We start from the raw sequence: 15,541 nt of genomic DNA, 5'->3' as shown, positions 1-15,541 counted from the left end.
AATCAGGAGCGGGCATCCTGGTTATTGGTCGATCATGTCCAGCGCCAGCAGCTCCTGCAACATGCTATAACTCAGCCCCCAGATGCAGTAATCCTGATATCGGCAACAGGGGAATTTCAAGGTGCCGATGGGCGTGCGCCAGGGCAGTCTGCTCTGGTTTTCCTTGGCTGCGAGGTAGTCGAGGGGAACCCACACCACTCGCTCGACTTCATGGTTCAGCGTGACACTCTGTTTTCCCTGCCATTCGTAAACGTAGGGCGTGACGACCATCGGTCGCCAGCGGCTGTGATGGCGGGTAATCAGGTCAGAGAGCCGGGCCTGGAAGCGGCCATGGCGTATCAGGTCGACACCGGTTTCCTCGAGGGTTTCCCGTTCGGCGGCCGCTCGGGGAGTGGCATCCTCCGGTTGCATGCGGCCGCCGGGAAAGGCCATATCCCCGGACCAGGGATCGCCTTCCCGGCGGGCCCGCTGGATAAACAGCAACTCCACTCCGCCATCCTTCGTGCGCCGATAGATTAAAGCGACGGATGCCCGGGTCAGGCGACGCCGGAAAGGCAGCTTTTGAGGGCGCAGGGAAAACGAAAACTCAGGCAAAGTCGTATTCTCCCCCCTTTTCGAGCGCCTTCTGGTAGGCCGGTCTGGCGTGTACTCGTTTCACCCAGGCGTTGATATGGGGGCGGTTCTTGCCGACGATACCCCGTGCCACGGAGGCTTCCAACGGAAAGCTCATCTGAATATCCGCCGCGCTGAGGTTATCCCCGAGAAACCAGGTGTTTTTCGCCAGGTGTGATTCGATAAAATCCAGGTGCGTTTTGATCATCGGCCCGATGAACGTTTCATTGGTCTTGTCGACAATGCCTTTTGCCACGGGCTTGACAAAAAACGGCATCGGTCTGGTTTTTACCTTTTGAAATACCAGGCGCATAACCAGCGGCGGCATCAAAGAGCCCTCGGCGTAATGCAACCAGTAGGTGTAATCCAGCCATGCCTGGCCGCCGGCCTCCGGCAGCATGCTGTCTTTGCCATAGGTGTGGGCAAGGTATTCGATAATGGCGCCGGACTCCGCCACCACCAGATCGCCGTCGGTGATCACCGGTGATTTTCCCAGAGGGTGTATTTTCTTGAGGCTTGCCGGCGCCAGCATGGTTTGGGGATCTCGCTCGTAACGCTGGATCTCGTAGGGCACGCCCAGCTCTTCCAGCATCCAGAGAACGCGTTGTGAGCGGGAATTGTTGAGGTGGTGAACTGTAATCATGCAGAAACTCCGTTCGCATCAAAAGAATGAGAAGATTAGCAGAGTACTTTGCTAATGGCTTTTTGGTTCACCGCCATCGTGCTTTGAGTCGCTTTTTTGGGAAAAGTCGTGACTTTGCTCCACATCTCGCCGGTGCGCATTGTGGTGCGTTACGACTCGGATGGGGTGTCCCGCAATGATGGTCAGCGAGGTGGTTGTGCAGTGATCTCTATTGTCAAGCCAATGATTAAATTGCAATTTTTTGTAAATCGGGTGAGACTTTTAGTGCTTGTATGGCCTGGGTTTCGGTACCCTATACAGCTTGGAAGTGAGTGATCGTGCTCGCGTTGTTAAAAACATGGAGGATACATGACAGAGAAGCGATTTACGGAATACAAGATGGTTCATATTGCGGAAGGCGGGTGTGGCACGCTACTTCTTGGATCTTCCGGGCTGCCCCTTAAGAAAATCGAAGCGGAGTTAAACCGTTACGCTTCTGAAGGCTGGCAGGTTGTTTTCCAGGTACTTGAAATGAAACGCTTCTGGTTATTCTGGCAGCGTGAAGCCGTCATCGTTACTTTGGGGCGGTAATTTGTGCTGAAGGCGATCGCACTCAAAGGGATCCGTTTTTACCGAAAGACCGGGGGCGGAACCCGATGGTTCGGAATCGACTGCAATTTTGAGCCGAGTTGTTCAGCCTATTCCGAAGAGGCCATTGTACGCTTTGGCCTCTTCCCTGGACTGAAACTGACGTGGAGCCGTCTTCGCAGATGCAACAGGCCTGATGCCATTTGCAAATGTCTGGAGCCCGTTCCACGGGATATTGAGTATGTTGAGACAAGCAGACGTTGATTCCGAAGAGGAATCTCTTCGCCGGGCCATCCGCGAACTGTCGGACGAACAAAAGAGTGAGTTCTATCAGCGTGCCAGGACAGCGATCAAAGATCCGGACACTTACGCTGTATTAAACTGGTTTTTTGTCGTTGGGTTGCACCACTTCTATTTACGTCGCTGGGGAAGAGGGATGATCAATCTCTGTTCCCTGCTGATCGCCGTGGGGCTCTTCATGTCCGGTTGGGTTTTGATTGGGGTATGCCTGCTCTCCATCGTCTATGCCTGGGAACTGTGGGAGCTTTTCAGATCTCAGATCATTGTTCAGGACTGGAATAATCGTCTGTACCGGGATTTGTTACGCCGATATTGAGGAGCGGGGACAGATCTTTTCCACAACAATCAAAAGAGTTTGATGCTGGCAATAACAACTCCTATTCTGGAATGACGGGTTTTCAGCGCGCTACCGTTGGAGAACGTATTGTGAAGTCCGTCTCGAGTACAGGGTTTGCTCTTTTCGGCGCATTGCTGATTGCGATCAGTTACGGGCTTGCGCGTTTTGCTTTTGGTCTGTTTGTACCGCCCATCCGCGCAGAGCTTGGCCTGACACCCTATCTGGTCGGTATCATCGGTGCACTGCCGCTCATCAGTTTCCTGCTGGCTACGTCGGTTGCACCGGTGGCTGCTGTGCGCCTTGGTGCCCGCAACACGGCGGTGCTGTCCGGTGTATTCGGAGCGGTGGGTCTGGCATTGATCAGCCAGTCCTCTGGTGCCCTGTCGCTCGGGGTGGGGGTGTTTGCTTGCGGCATCTGTACCGGCCTGATGATGCCGGCGCTTACGTCTGCCATGCAGGTGTTGGTCGATCGTTCCGTACATGGCCGCGTCAGCTCTGTAATGAATGCCGGTACGAGTATCGGTGTCATGGTCGCGGTACCTGCCGTTCTGTTTATGGCCGGTATCTGGCGCTACGCGTACATGTCTTTTGCCGTTCTCGCGGTTATCGGGGTGTTCGCCGCCTGGTATGTTATTCCCTCGGTGTCCCGGGTCACTCCGTCGAACGCGGCGCCGCCGCCTCCCATCAGCGCGCTGCAGTGGTGGCGTCTGTTCAGGCTCTCGCTGTTTGCCTTTGTGATGGGTTTCGTTTCTTCTGCGTACTGGATCTTTGCGCCCGATCTTGTGGTCACTCTCGGCGAGCTGCCTCCCGCGGCAACCGGGTGGCTTTGGCTGGCGGTGGGTGCCGCCGGGCTCGGGGGGGCTGTGGTGGCGGACCTGGCCGATCGAAACAACCCGCCCATCACTCAGGCACTGATGCTGATGATGCTGGCCGCGAGCCTGGCATTGTTGGCGGCCAGTCCCGGGCAATTGGTGCTTGCGGCGTTTTCCGGACTGGTCTTTGGCCTGGCCTACATGAGTCTGACGGGGCTCTATTTGATGACAGGTATCCGGCTGTTGCCGGGCCGGCTTTCTATGGGGCCGGTACTGCCATTCATGGCGGTCTCGCTCGGTCAGGCAGCCGGTTCACCCGTCGTCGGCATGTTGGTGGACAGCTTTGGCTACAGTAATGCGTTTTCCATGTTCTCCGCGATCGGCATCGTGGTGGCACTCCTGTCGCCACTGTACCCGCGCAACATTGAACAAGGGTCCGACGAAGAGGCAGGGAAAGACTCCGGCCTCCAGGCCGCGTACGATCATCAGCTTCAGGATGAGGCGGGCGAGCCGTTTACTTATGACACGGAAGAAAACGCTTCGACAAAAGGTATTAACTCTAATTAGCTAACCAGGAGAGCCGCCATGCATGTGTTCATTGCAGGAGCCAACGGGCAGATCGGGCAACACTTGTTGCGGGAAATGGCAGACAGCGATCACGAGGCGCGGGCCCTGATTCGGCACCCGGGTCAGGGGCCGGAGTTGCAGCAGCTGGGCGCTACGGAAACCGTGCTGGGCGATCTGGAACAGGACTGCAGCGAGGCCATGAGAGGCTGCGACGCGGTCATTTTTACCGCTGGCTCAGGCCCTCATACCGGGCCGGATAAAACCATCGATGTGGATCAGGACGGTGCTATCCGGCTGGTGGATACCGCCAGGGCCATGGGTATAAAGCGCTTTATCATGGTGAGCAGTATGCGGGCTGAAGAGCCGGAAAAGGGGCCGGAAAAACTCCGCCATTATCTTCGTGCCAAACGCAACGCCGATGAGCACCTGAAGAACAGCGGCCTGAATTACACCATTGTTCGTCCGGGTCAGCTGACCGATGATGACGGTACGGGCGAGGTTGCGGTGAGTGCGAGGCTTGAGGATTTCGGTAAGATTCCACGGCAGGATGTTGCCCGCGTACTGCTGGCGGTGCTGGATTCGGATACAACCACTAACCGCGTCTTTGATGTGGTGTCCGGCGATACGCCGGTGCCTGAAGCACTGGCAAAGCTGTAAGGTCTACCAGCCGAGCCTTACACTCCCAAAAAGGGAATCGCCCAGACGTAGATCCAGGGTGCCTGCGTCCTGATCCCTGTATCGGACACGGGTGTCCACGCTCGCGCCAATGCCCAGAACGAGCGCTGGCCATAACCTGTCACCCGAGCCGATCCTGTACGTCAGCTCCGTTCGCCACTCGCGCAGATAGAGCGCGCTTTTGACCTCCCGAGCCGGATCAAGCGTGGCCCAGCGATCTCCCTCGCGTTCCAGTCGGAGTTCCCAGCGTTCATCGGGGCTTTGCCATCGCAGCATGACCGGCAGGTCCATCAGCCAGTGGCCGTTATCCCCCGCGTGCTCCCAACGCACCCTGGGAAGCCAGCGGAAAGAACCGAAGCGATGATCGCCGCCGACCCCAAGGCTCAGGGGCGAGTCCTCACTTACTGCCCGGAACATCGCCACACGGCCATTCACCACATCACTATGAAATGCTTGATGCTTGAACATATTGGATGTACCGGCAAGGCCAGCCCGCGCTTCCACGCGGTAAAGCGGATGCTGCCAGTGACCCCCGAAGGTCAGCCGGTGCAAGTGGCCGTTGTGCGCGGGTTCACCGGTGCGTATGCGCAGAGGCTGATAGTCGTAATCAACGCCGAACGCGCCTGCAGCACCCTGGCGACGCCAGCCCAGTCCACGCTGGGAACGGCTCACCTCGGTGGCCGACGGCACATCGTCCGGCCAGTCGTAGGGCTGCCACTGGCGGTACAGCAGGTAGACATCACTTGAGGCCTGAACGGTGCGCGGCAGGGCCTGGGCGGCTACCAGAAGAACCACCAGAGGGAATAACCACGATGTCGCACGACCTATGGTTTTGACACAACGGCCCTTGAACACCATGCTGCTCCCAGTCATCAGAGGTATTCAGACTTGCTTACCCACAATATCGTTGGCAACGCCATGCACACGACTAGCGTCCGTCCCGGGTGTCGGGGATCACTTCCAGTATAGCTTCGCATTTTTTCGGGCTTCCGCTTTTGACTGCGTTGTGTACAGGTCGCACTGCTATAATCGATTAACGATCCCGCCGGCAAGGTTGAGATAGCGCTATGGTAGGAGAACGCAGCGGCCCGAAGAGCGATTCAAACCGGAGAACAAGTCCGGCGGCTTTCTTCCGTGGATTCTTGCGGGAACCGCGTCAGGTGGGATCGGTGATCCCCAGTTCGCGATTCCTGGAGCAGCGAATCGTCGAGGCGTCGAACCTGTCTGCCGCCAGGCGGGTCGTGGAACTGGGGCCCGGTACCGGCGGTACCACGCGAACGTTTCTGCGGCACCTTGCTCAGGATGCGCAGCTGCTCTCAATCGAATTAAGTCCTTACTTTCATGAGCTGCTTGGTGAGATCGCAGACCCGCGCTTTACCAACCACCTGGGCAGGGCTGAGGATATGGCAGAGATTCTGGCGTTGCACAGTATGGGGAAGCCGGATGTGGTGATCTCTGGCATTCCCTTCTCGAAAATGCCGGAATCCGTTGCTACCCGGGTGGCGCAGGCGGTGAAGGACAATTTGGCCGAAGACGGGCGGTTCATTGCCTATCAGTTCCGCCGGGATGTGGCCTGGATTACCGATCCGATCATGGGGGCGCCTGCCAGCTGTACGTTGGAACTGCTGAATATCCCTCCGATGTGGGTTTATAGTTGGTTTAAGGCTGCGAATGGTTGAGCCAGCCCAGGTGGTTTTAAGAAGCTTATGTCTGATAAAGAGTTACGCACCAAATCCGATAAACAGTCTATCGACCAGTTTATCCACCAGGTCCGCACGCTGCCAAAGCAGGGGGGCGGGCAGGGCCGGTTGATTTTCGCCCTGGACGCTACCGCAAGCCGGGAGGCAACCTGGGATCAAGCATGCCACTTGCAGAGTGAACTGTTCATGGCAACCCGGGATTTGGGCGGCCTGGCCATTCAGCTTTGCTACTACCGTGGCTTTGGCGAATTCAAGGCCACAGGATTTGTTACCGAGACCGGTCAGTTGCTGAACCTGATGAACGGCGTTTCCTGCCTGGGTGGCCACACCCAGATCAGCCGGGTGCTGGCCCACGCCGTGAAAGAAACCCGCGCAGAGGCCGTCAAAGCCGTGGTGTTTATCGGGGATTGTTGCGAGGAGCCGGTGGACGAACTCTGCCATACCGCCGGCGAATTGGGCATGCTGCGAACGCCGGTGTTCATGTTCCATGAGGGCGCCGATGCCCATGCCCGGGCGGTGTTCCAGCAGGTGAGTAAGCTGTCCGGAGGCGCCTACGCCCCGTTTGATCGTAACAGCCCGCAGGTTCTCAAGGATCTTATGGCCGCTGTTGCGGTCTATGCTTCCGGGGGAGCCAAGGCTTTGCAGGACTTTTCCAGCCACAGCTCCCCGGAAGTGAAGCGCCTGACCCGGCAGATCCGATAGCGCTTGTTTCAATTATCTTCAATCCATCAATGGGCCGGTGAGCCCGGAGTATCTGAGTGCCACTAGTAACACTGCTGGTTATCGTATTGTCGGTTGTCGCGTGGGTCTGGCTGCGCAACCAGCCGCCCAGCCAACGCAAACCGGCCATTATCAAGCTGGCGTTGATTGCCGGTATCGGGATGGTGGTTGTGCTGGCCCTGACCGGCCGATTGCACTTTCTGTTTGTGTTGTTGGCGTTTCTTTTCCCGCTGCTGCGCCGGGTGCTGCCATCGCTATTGATGGGACGCATGGCGGGGGCAGGAAGGGGCGACGCAAAAGCCAAGCCGGGCAACCAATCCCATGTTTCCAGCGATATCCTTGATATGAGCCTGGACCATGACTCCGGAACCATGAGCGGCAAGATTCTGAAAGGCCCCATGGCCGGGCGAGAGCTGGCGGACCTGGGCGAGAGCGAGTTTATCGAGCTGTTACGATACTGCCGGGAACATGACGAGGACTCTGCCCGACTGCTGGAAACCTACCTCGACCGCCGATTTGGGGACTCCTGGCGTGCTGACGACGAGGCCAGCGCTGGCGGCGGGGAATCCGGTGATAGTGGAAACGCCGGCGGTCCTCTGACCGAGAGCGAAGCCCTGGATATCCTCGGGCTGGAGGCCGGTGCCAGCCGGGAAGAGATCATCCAGGCCCACCGCCGGATGATGCAGAAAATGCACCCGGACCATGGCGGAAGTAACTATCTGGCAGCTCGTATCAATGAAGCCAAAGAGTGCCTGCTGAGTTGATTTCCTGGTGTTGAACGCACTTCCACCTCCGGTGCTGGTAGAGACAAGAGCGGCCATCCCTGACCGCTCTTCCGTGGTGGGCTGGGTTATTTCACCAGGCGTGATCCACGGTATTCCATGTCGTTCCTGACCTTGCCAAGTCCCTTACCTTTGTCGGTTCCATTGACAGCCGAGGTGGTCATGGCAAAGGTCAAAACGGAGTGGGCAACCGCATCGGACATCTCGTCGAGCGCTTGCAGGCTTATGTTGTCAAAGGTGTCACAAGCCAGGTGGTAGCAAGGGTCGTACTGTTCACCTGCCGTGCCACCGTAAAGGGCGGCTTCGTCCGGAGTTTTGATTCCCTCCGCACCGGTGAATAGTCCACCCGCCGGGATGCCGACATCAATAAACGGCCCATAATCGGAACGGCCATCGAAGGCGGTAGGCTCGACCGGTAAAGACACTTCCTCAAAGTATTCAAGGAAGACACTTTCGATGGTTTTGGAGCCATTCGGGCCGGCTACAGGCGTATCTGAGCCATCGCCGTCGTAGACGAAGCGGACGAAGTTCGGTGAGCCGATCATGTCGAAGTTGAGGTTTAGCGCAATGTCCTTGATCTCGCGTGCGCTCAACTGATCAACATAGTGTTGTGCTCCCAACAAGCCGGCTTCCTCCGCTCCCCACCAGGCAAAGCGAACCTGGTTTCTGGGGCTGATTTGCTGGTTTGCCATCTGGATAGCCGTTTCCAGAATGGCGGCGGAGCCGCTGCCGTTATCCTGAATGCCCGGGCCTTCCGCTACGGAATCCAGGTGAGCACCCACTAACACGACACGATCATCCCGGCCCGCTGGTGAGTTGGCGATGACGTTGGATGTGGTGCGGATTTCCGAGCTGGCATCCACGATCATGTTGACTTCAACGCCACCGGCAGCGAGTTCAGCACCGACATCGAATGCTGCTCCGACCACCGGCACCGTAAACCCGGGACCCCCGAGTGTTCCCAGGAAGTTGTCTGTGCGCCCGGGCTGGCCTTCGTTGAATATGATGACTCCGCTGGCCCCGGCATCCACGGCGTTTTGTGCTTTGATGGAAAACGAACAGGACCCCCTCTGGACCACAGCGATGTTTCCGGGGGTAAAGCCGGTGAAATCAGAGGCCTCACAGCCACTGGTTGAGGTATCGGCGTCTGGTGCGGGAGGCAGAACCAAATCTACGCCTTCAGCTAACGCTGTTACATTGCCGCTGCCGGAGTAAGTCATAGTGGCAAAGCCAGTCAGGCCAAAGTATTCATAGACGGTGGGGGTGGGCGCTATCTGCTCCAGAGTCGCGGGACTGTTTTCTTCGAAGAATGGATAGTCGAAGTCCTGGATGGTGACTTCATAACCCGCGGCTGTCATCTGCCCAACCACGTAGTCGACGGACGCCTGGTAGCCGGGTGACGATGCCTCGCGGGTTCCGCCATGGGCATCAGCGGCCGCCTGAAAGGCGGCCTGGTGGCTCCGGACACCTTCTACGGTAACGGCTTCCCGTAGTGTGTAGGTCTCGACGCTGGTTGCTGCGTGGATGGGTAAGCTGGTCGCGGCTGCGACTACTGCAATAGTGAGAGGTGCACGTCTAAGCTGTACTTTCAACATGAGTGTTGCTCCTTGCTAGTTTGTTATTTATCTCTCCCTGGATACAACTCGCGTTTTCAAGTTTCAGAACCTTCTACTGCGGCATTAAGCGTATCAGCTTTCAACCAACCCGCCAGTTTGGTAGCACGATTTCTCCTGATCCTGAGGCACAGTTCTCGCCCATGCTGGCCAGTGGCTCAGTAGGCTAACGAATTAGTCAGATGGGGCACTGGCGTCTTTCGCTTTTTGCCGCTTGAGAAAGTCCACTTTCCATTGCTCCATGCCGAAGTATTCGGATCCAATGTTGGCTTCTACCTGATACTTGTCCTTAAGCGCGGCGATCGCCTCTTGGCGCTCCGTGAGAAAACTGTCGAAACGCTGTAGCAACTCGGCATGCCTTATCGTTGAAAGCCGATAGGCACTCCGGGTATGCGGGAGAGTTGGATCGAATACGAGGACGCCCGGTCTGGCCCGAATATTATTGATATAATGCAGGGCGACCACCACGTTGTAGTAAACCCCATCGCTATTCTTCAGCAGTGCCTGGCGAATCATCTCGGGTAGGCTGTCGCTGGGCACCACGAGTATCTGTGAGGCTTCAATCTTTTCCTGGTACCCCCTGGCCGTCCAGCCATCGACGAGGCCAAGCCGTTTCAGATGATCTGGATCCCGGCCAACGCGCCGCGGGGTCACCAGAACGCCGTCCACATACTCTACAATGGGTTGGCTATAGCTCATCCGATCAGCGGTTTGAGCCGAATGGGCCCAGTCGGGATGGTCCGGATATTTGAAATCCACCTTACCTTCGGCCAGGGCCGGCACTAATTGATCGACAGGTAATGGTTTATAGGTGAATGTTACTCCGGCATGTTGGGCGAACAAGTCCAGTAACTCACGGGCGAAGCCGCTATATTGGCCTTGCTCATCAACCCCGTAATGAGGCATGAAGCTTCCTTTCTCCACTCCAACCACGTACGTCTGCGCAGCCACATGGGCCGATAAGGCAAACAGTAAGCAGGCGAGTATGTGTTTCATGATGGCTCCTTATAATTGTTGGATGAGCTGCATTCCGACCGACTCTTTCCCTCATTAGCGCTGGCGGTCGAGCCGGAAAGCTTTCATTTGTGTTTCAAGCTTTTCTGCCATTGCACGTAACTCGTCAATCTCACGGCTGGCTGCAACCATGTCTTCGCTTGAACCGGCGCTGAGATGAGAGATGTTTTGAACGTTGGAGCTAATGTCCTCAGTGACGGAGCTTTGCTCCTCGGTTGCCGCAGCCACTTGATGACTCATCTCGACAATCCGGTCTACGTTCTCGCCTATGCTGTCCAGAGCTTCGCCCATGCTTGCAGAGGTGCTGACGGTCTCTTCGGTCGCTTTCTCGCTGGCGGCCATTGCCTTGACCGCTTGCTCGGAGCCCTCCTGCAAACGTTCGATGATGGTTCGAATTTCCTGGGTCGATGATTGCGTCTTCTGTGCCAGGCTGCGAACCTCGTCAGCGACTACGGAGAACCCACGACCATGCTCGCCGGCCCGGGCTGCTTCGATAGCGGCATTTAAAGCCAGCAAATTGGTCTGTTCGGATATGGCATTGATCACTTCAATCACCTGCCCGATATCCTGCGCTTCCACAGCCAGCTGTTGGATCGCCGAGGCTGACTCGCGAATATTATCCGCCATTCCCCCGACCTGAGCGATAGAACGAGACATACCTTCACGAATATCATTTGCGCTTTTGCCGACCTGCTCCAGCTGGTTTGCAGTATCCGTAGCGCTTCTGGCAATTTCCTGAACCGTGGCTTCCATTTCGCATACCGCCGTGGCAACGGAGTCGGTCAGGCTACTTTGCTCCTTGGCTCGACCGGTGTTGGCGGACATGACGGTGGAGGTTTGCTCGACAAATGACTTGAGCCGGACCGCCGTCTCTAAAAGACCTCGAACCATCTCTCGTTGAGCCCCTACAAAGCGGTTAAACCCATCCGCCAGTTGGCCCAGCTCGTCTTTGCTTTCGACCGTCAGTTCCTGGGTGAGATCACCGCCACCTTTGGCAATTTCGGTCAATGCCCGAGTGATTTTTGTGAGTGGCTTCGTCATGCGGGTGGCGACCAGGGCTATGATGCCCAGGAAAACGAGGGCAACGAGGACGCCAACGAGTAACGAGATCTGGTTGGCACGGTTAGCCTCGCCATAGATCTCGGCAGACGGAACCTCTACTACGATGCGCCAGTCCGTTATCGACAGAGGCAAGCTGGCGGCGATGTAGCGACTGCCCTCACGATCAAACTCCGTCAGTTGGAATGTCGAGCCTTCCAGCAGCTCTTCGGCGGAAGTCGGAGAAATAACCTTCGATAGGGGCTGGTCTGTTTGCTGCAGGTCTGGATGTATGTTGACCTGGCCCTTTGCAGACACCAGGTACACGATGCCGGTTTCGGCAAAGCGGAACGCTCTGATCCGTTCAGCCATCTGATCAAGCCCGATCCCGATCCCGGTTACCCCTACCGCTTCGCCGCGATCCTCCATGCGCGCATTGATAAACAGGGTGGGCCTGCCCGTCGCTTTGTCCACGTCCAGCGAAAGCTCCATCCTCTCGCCGCTGTTCAGAAAATCGTAGAACCAGGAGTCCTCCTGGCGGGTCACTACTCTGTCGATGCCTTTGTGGGTGTAGTACTTACCCGTTTCCACTGACACGAAATGGGCAGAAGCGGCTTCCTGGCTGTGCCGTACGCCTTCCAGGTAACGGGTTGCAGGCGCGAGACCTTGCTCTGGCTCGCGGTCGTTGATCCACTCTTTGAGGTAGCTGTTCTCAGCAACCAAGCGCGAGGCCGTGATAGGGGCCTGGAGGTCTCGCTCAACGGAGTTTGCTACGGCCTCCAGGTTGGCCGGAAGTGCTGAATTGAGAAGGTACCGATCCAGAAGCTCCCGCATCTGGAAGATATTGAGGGCAACCAACACTAAAGTGCTGGCAAACAGTGCTGCCCCCATTCCTGTTATTAGCTTTAGACGAATGCTCATTGATACTCCAGGGCGGTTGCGTCGATACCCAGCATGAAAGCCGGTTTTTCAGGGCGCTTCGAGGATCAGGTGATCGCGCCAATGCCGGCCTTGGCTATCTGCACATCCTGGTCGGGCTTAACGCCGGAGACGCCCACGCTCCCGGCTACCTGACCGTCCAGGATCACCGGCACGCCGCCGGCGAGAAGCCCCTGAAGCGGTGCGGAAAGAAACGCATTTCGCCCGTTGTTGATCATGTCTTCAAAGACCTGGGTTTCTTTCCGGCCGATGGCGGCGCTACGGGCTTTTTCCGTAGCGACAGCCGCGGTGAATGGTGCCGTTGCATTCAGCCGGCGCAGGCCCAGCAAATAGCCGCCGTCGTCAGCCACCGCTATGGTCACCGGCCAGCTGTTGGCTTCGGCTTCTTTTTGAGCCGCATCAAGAATCAGATTGACGTCTGTCAGGTCCAGTACCGGTTTTGTCTTCATTGTGTTCTCCTTGATTCAGGGCATTTCGGAAGGATCAGGTTCAGCGCGATGGCGGTAATGGCCCCGGGGATCAAACCGGATTCGATCATGGCTTGCAGGTTCTCAGACAGGTTGGCGTAGAGTCCCTCTTGCGCCGGCAAACCCACCGCGATTGTGAGAGAGGTGCCGATGATCAGCATGTTGCGCTTGTCGAACGGGACGCCGCTGAGCATTTTGATGCCTGCACTGGCGATCATGCCGAACATGATGAGCACCGCGCCGCCGAGTACGGCGTTCGGAATACTGGAAACGAGGCCGCCGAGTTTGGGCAGGAGACCGGCCAACATCAGGAATCCGCCGCCGATCGCGACGACATAGCGGCTAACGACGCCTGTCAGCGCGACCATGCCGACGTTTTGGCTGAAGCTGACCTGGGGGAAAGCATTAAAAATGGCGGCAAACACGCTGGCGATACCGTCGGCCATTACGCCGCCGGAGAGCTCCTTTTTGGTGGGCTCACGATTCAGTCCGCCCGCAGTGGTGCCCACTATGTCGCCAATGGATTCGGCAACGGTCACCAGTGACAGCAGCACCACGGGGATGATGGCCGCCATATGGAACTCAAGCCCAATGCTAAGCGGGGAGGGGAGCGTCACCCAGTCTGCACTGCCCACTTTGGAGAAATCCACATAGCCGAAAGCCGTGGCAACGGCGAAGCCAGCCAGCAAGCCGGCCAATGGGGCAATTTCACTCCAGATACCTCGGCCGAACTGATGAAGACCGACTGTTACGATAAGAACAAGAAATGCCAGCCCCAGATGGTGAGGAGCGCCGAAATCCGATGCGCCGAAACCGCCGCCAGCGTAGGCAAGGCCAACGGGCATCAACAAAATGCCCAGCATAACGACAAAGGTTCCGGTCACCACTGGCGGGAACAGAAATCGAAACCAGGGAAGAAACAGTCCCACCAGTGCCATCGCGACGCCTCCGCAAAGCGCCGCCCCCAGGGCGGCAGGGAGCCCCATGCCGACTGCGATGGGAATGAGGACTGGTACGAATCCGAAGCTGGTCCCCATGACGATTGGAAGGCGAGCACCGATTCGCCCGACGCCCAGCGATTGCAATAGAGTGGCGACGCCTGCAACAAACATCGCTGCCTGAACCATAAAAGCGGTCTGATCGGGAGGCAGGTCCGCTGCCCTGGCGATTATGATGGGCACTGTCACGTTGCCAACAAACATCGCCAGAACGTGCTGGATGCCCAAGGGTATCGCGCGACTCAATGGTGGCATGGAATTGACGTCGCGGGCGCTGGCGGTGGTGCTGTAATTCTCGCTCGGCCGGGTGTCCAGCCCTTCGGATGTGCTTATGGTCATGGGTCTCTCCTGATGTTGTTTTTGTAGGAATTCCTGACGGTCGGCTACCAATGGTTCTACATAGCCCTCCTAAGCTGGCGGGCAGCCTCGTCATGGCGTGCCATCAGCGCATCAAGATCGATATCGCAGGGTTGACCGCCGGTAACTCTCCAGCGCCCGGCGACCATGACCCGGTCAGCGCGGTGAGCGCCACACAGCAGCAATGCAGCCAATGGATTCTCTGCGCCTGAGAAGCGCAGCTCATCAAGTTTGAACAGTGCCAGGTCAGCCTGTTGGCCCGGCTCCAGTCCGCCGATGTCCGCTCGTCCCAGGCATCGGGCCGAGCCTTCTGTTGCCCAGCGGATTACGGCCTCGTGGGTCACGTCACTCGGGGAATAACGCAAGCGCCCCAGAAGCAGTGCCTGACGCATTTCCGAAGCAAGGTTTGAGTGGTCGTTCGAGGCTGAACCATCGACCGCCAACCCAACCGGTGCGCCTGCGGCTTCAAGTTCCAGGGTGCGGCACAGCCCCGAGCCCAGAACCATGTTTGACGAGGGGCAGTGGGCTATACCAGTGCCTGCACGACCGAGGCGCTGGATCTCCCCGTCGTTGAAATGAATGCCATGAGCCAGCCATGTGCGATTGGTTAGCCAGCCGCAGTCTTCGAGATAATCCAGAGGGCGCATGCCGAACAGCTTCTGGCAGTAAGCGGTCTCGTCTTCGGTCTCGGCAAGGTGTGTGTGTAGGCGAACGTCGTTTCCCTCTGCGAGCTGCGCACTCTCACGCATCAAGTCCCGGCTTACTGAGAACGGTGAGCAAGGGGCAAGGGCAATGGTGGTCATGGCTCCGTCAGCACGTTGGTGGTAACGGTCGATCAGGCGCTGGCTGTCATCGACAATGGTTTGCTCGTCCTGCACCACTGTCTGCGGCGGCAGGCCGCCATCGTCGCGCCCTACGCTCATCGACCCGCGAGTCAGGGCCGCACGGACGCCGAGACGCTGCGCGGTTTCGACCTGGCAGTCGATAGCGTTTACCAGCGCTCCGGAGAAGACATAGTGATGGTCGGCTACGGTGGTGCATCCCGACATCAGCAATTCGACCATGGCTAATTCACTGGCCAGGGCCATTTGGCTATCATCGAGATTGGCCCAGACATCATAAAGCGTTGTCAGCCAGGGAAATAACTCTTTATTAAGCGCCGGGGAATAGGCACGGGTCAGTGTCTGGTAGAAGTGATGGTGGGTATTTACCAAGCCGGGTAACAGGACATGCTCTGATGCGTCAAAGGTCTCATCTACGGGCTGGCGAGGTTGTTGCCCCCCGGCCACCTTTTCCACAATTCTTGCCCCTGCGACGACAATGCCCCCGGCAGCGCTTGGGTCAGTGCAGGCAAGCGGATTACGAATCCACAATCTGTGGCCTATGTCAGTCATACTGTC

17 protein-coding genes are annotated in these 15,541 nt (G+C 57.5%); 8 read left to right on the top strand and 9 right to left on the bottom strand.

Annotation, left to right across the window (positions count from 1 at the left end; translation table 11 throughout):
• Positions 1–21: 21 nt before the first annotated feature.
• Positions 22–594: an NUDIX hydrolase gene (locus tag ACQUWM_RS12050; protein WP_428922306.1), complete on the bottom strand. Its 573-nt coding sequence runs from the start codon at positions 592–594 to the stop codon at positions 22–24.
• A complete protein-coding gene (locus ACQUWM_RS12045) occupies positions 587–1,255 on the bottom strand; it encodes a glutathione S-transferase family protein (protein WP_428922305.1) in 669 nt (222 codons plus the stop codon). Before ACQUWM_RS12045 ends, ACQUWM_RS12050 begins: the two co-directional genes overlap by 8 nt.
• A gap of 348 nt (positions 1,256–1,603) precedes the next feature.
• On the opposite strand from ACQUWM_RS12045, the gene ACQUWM_RS12040 reads away from it, so the two are divergent.
• The 5 genes from ACQUWM_RS12040 (at position 1,604) to ACQUWM_RS12020 (ending at position 4,495) form a co-directional block, all read left to right on the top strand.
• The gene (locus ACQUWM_RS12040) at positions 1,604–1,825 is read left to right on the top strand and encodes a DUF4177 domain-containing protein (RefSeq protein WP_406999640.1); all 222 of its coding nucleotides are present in this window, start codon (positions 1,604–1,606) and stop codon (positions 1,823–1,825) included.
• 3 nt (positions 1,826–1,828) lie between these two features.
• A complete protein-coding gene (gene yidD / locus ACQUWM_RS12035) occupies positions 1,829–2,086 on the top strand; it encodes a membrane protein insertion efficiency factor YidD (protein ID WP_428922304.1) in 258 nt (85 codons plus the stop codon).
• Positions 2,064–2,438, top strand: a complete 375-nt coding sequence (locus ACQUWM_RS12030) for a TM2 domain-containing protein (RefSeq protein WP_406999637.1) — start codon at positions 2,064–2,066, stop codon at positions 2,436–2,438. Before yidD ends, ACQUWM_RS12030 begins: the two co-directional genes overlap by 23 nt.
• A gap of 110 nt (positions 2,439–2,548) precedes the next feature.
• A complete protein-coding gene (locus tag ACQUWM_RS12025) occupies positions 2,549–3,838 on the top strand; it encodes an MFS transporter (RefSeq protein ID WP_428922303.1) in 1,290 nt (429 codons plus the stop codon).
• An 18-nt stretch (positions 3,839–3,856) separates the two neighbouring features.
• Entirely contained in the window at positions 3,857–4,495 is a 639-nt protein-coding gene (locus ACQUWM_RS12020) for an SDR family oxidoreductase (protein WP_428922302.1), read from the top strand.
• Between the two features lie 3 nt (positions 4,496–4,498).
• On the opposite strand, the gene ACQUWM_RS12015 is transcribed toward ACQUWM_RS12020, so the two are convergent.
• Positions 4,499–5,386 carry a hypothetical protein gene (locus tag ACQUWM_RS12015; protein WP_428922301.1) on the bottom strand — a complete coding sequence of 296 codons (888 nt, stop codon included), beginning with the start codon at positions 5,384–5,386 and terminating at the stop codon, positions 4,499–4,501.
• Positions 5,387–5,682: 296 nt separating this feature from the next.
• Between ACQUWM_RS12015 and ACQUWM_RS12010 the strand changes: the two genes are divergently transcribed.
• From ACQUWM_RS12010 to ACQUWM_RS12000, 3 genes are read left to right on the top strand one after another with little or no spacing between them, the layout of a single operon-like run.
• On the top strand, positions 5,683–6,192 hold the full coding sequence (locus tag ACQUWM_RS12010; RefSeq protein ID WP_428922300.1) for a class I SAM-dependent methyltransferase: 510 nt from the start codon (positions 5,683–5,685) through the stop codon (positions 6,190–6,192).
• A 27-nt stretch (positions 6,193–6,219) separates the two neighbouring features.
• A complete protein-coding gene (locus ACQUWM_RS12005) occupies positions 6,220–6,915 on the top strand; it encodes a VWA domain-containing protein (RefSeq protein ID WP_406999621.1) in 696 nt (231 codons plus the stop codon).
• Between the two features lie 56 nt (positions 6,916–6,971).
• On the top strand, positions 6,972–7,697 hold the full coding sequence (locus ACQUWM_RS12000) for a molecular chaperone DnaJ (RefSeq protein ID WP_428922299.1): 726 nt from the start codon (positions 6,972–6,974) through the stop codon (positions 7,695–7,697).
• An 86-nt stretch (positions 7,698–7,783) separates the two neighbouring features.
• Here ACQUWM_RS12000 and ACQUWM_RS11995 read toward each other — a convergent pair whose 3' ends face one another.
• The 6 genes from ACQUWM_RS11995 to ACQUWM_RS11970 all read right to left on the bottom strand — a co-directional run bounded on the left by ACQUWM_RS11995 (position 7,784) and on the right by ACQUWM_RS11970 (position 15,535).
• Entirely contained in the window at positions 7,784–9,310 is a 1,527-nt protein-coding gene (locus tag ACQUWM_RS11995) for a M28 family metallopeptidase (protein ID WP_428922298.1), read from the bottom strand.
• A 192-nt stretch (positions 9,311–9,502) separates the two neighbouring features.
• Complete coding sequence (locus ACQUWM_RS11990) at positions 9,503–10,324, bottom strand: transporter substrate-binding domain-containing protein (RefSeq protein WP_428922297.1); 822 nt, start codon at positions 10,322–10,324, stop codon at positions 9,503–9,505.
• 54 nt (positions 10,325–10,378) lie between these two features.
• On the bottom strand, positions 10,379–12,301 hold the full coding sequence (locus ACQUWM_RS11985; RefSeq protein ID WP_428922296.1) for a methyl-accepting chemotaxis protein: 1,923 nt from the start codon (positions 12,299–12,301) through the stop codon (positions 10,379–10,381).
• A gap of 65 nt (positions 12,302–12,366) precedes the next feature.
• The gene (locus ACQUWM_RS11980; RefSeq protein ID WP_406999613.1) at positions 12,367–12,768 is read right to left on the bottom strand and encodes a heme-binding protein; all 402 of its coding nucleotides are present in this window, start codon (positions 12,766–12,768) and stop codon (positions 12,367–12,369) included.
• Positions 12,765–14,123 (bottom strand): uracil-xanthine permease family protein, encoded by a 1,359-nt coding sequence (locus tag ACQUWM_RS11975; protein ID WP_428922295.1) that lies wholly within the window; start codon positions 14,121–14,123, stop codon positions 12,765–12,767. The genes ACQUWM_RS11980 and ACQUWM_RS11975 overlap by 4 nt, the downstream gene beginning before the upstream one ends.
• A gap of 56 nt (positions 14,124–14,179) precedes the next feature.
• Complete coding sequence (locus ACQUWM_RS11970; RefSeq protein WP_428922294.1) at positions 14,180–15,535, bottom strand: 8-oxoguanine deaminase; 1,356 nt, start codon at positions 15,533–15,535, stop codon at positions 14,180–14,182.
• Between the last annotated feature and the right edge of the window lie 6 nt (positions 15,536–15,541).

The sequence above is a fragment of the Marinobacter sp. DUT-3 genome (genome assembly GCF_050379435.1).
In the GTDB taxonomy this organism is placed as follows: domain Bacteria; phylum Pseudomonadota; class Gammaproteobacteria; order Pseudomonadales; family Oleiphilaceae; genus Marinobacter.
Note: the sequence above shows the minus strand (reverse complement) of the source record. Positions and strands in the feature narration are given on the sequence as shown.

Bases quoted from the DNA above. Each gene is read 5' to 3' on its own strand.
- ACQUWM_RS11980 (WP_406999613.1), bottom strand. From the start codon at position 12,768: ATGAAGACAAAACCGGTACTGGACCTGACAGACGTCAATCTGATTCTT.
- ACQUWM_RS12005 (WP_406999621.1), top strand. From the start codon at position 6,220: ATGTCTGATAAAGAGTTACGCACCAAATCCGATAAACAGTCTATCGAC.
- ACQUWM_RS12020 (WP_428922302.1), top strand. From the start codon at position 3,857: ATGCATGTGTTCATTGCAGGAGCCAACGGGCAGATCGGGCAACACTTG.
- ACQUWM_RS11985 (WP_428922296.1), bottom strand. From the start codon at position 12,301: ATGAGCATTCGTCTAAAGCTAATAACAGGAATGGGGGCAGCACTGTTT.
- ACQUWM_RS12045 (WP_428922305.1), bottom strand. From the start codon at position 1,255: ATGATTACAGTTCACCACCTCAACAATTCCCGCTCACAACGCGTTCTC.
- ACQUWM_RS11975 (WP_428922295.1), bottom strand. From the start codon at position 14,123: ATGACCATAAGCACATCCGAAGGGCTGGACACCCGGCCGAGCGAGAAT.
- ACQUWM_RS11990 (WP_428922297.1), bottom strand. From the start codon at position 10,324: ATGAAACACATACTCGCCTGCTTACTGTTTGCCTTATCGGCCCATGTG.
- ACQUWM_RS11970 (WP_428922294.1), bottom strand. From the start codon at position 15,535: ATGACTGACATAGGCCACAGATTGTGGATTCGTAATCCGCTTGCCTGC.
- ACQUWM_RS11995 (WP_428922298.1), bottom strand. From the start codon at position 9,310: ATGTTGAAAGTACAGCTTAGACGTGCACCTCTCACTATTGCAGTAGTC.
- ACQUWM_RS12040 (WP_406999640.1), top strand. From the start codon at position 1,604: ATGACAGAGAAGCGATTTACGGAATACAAGATGGTTCATATTGCGGAA.
- ACQUWM_RS12030 (WP_406999637.1), top strand. From the start codon at position 2,064: ATGTTGAGACAAGCAGACGTTGATTCCGAAGAGGAATCTCTTCGCCGG.
- ACQUWM_RS12015 (WP_428922301.1), bottom strand. From the start codon at position 5,386: ATGACTGGGAGCAGCATGGTGTTCAAGGGCCGTTGTGTCAAAACCATA.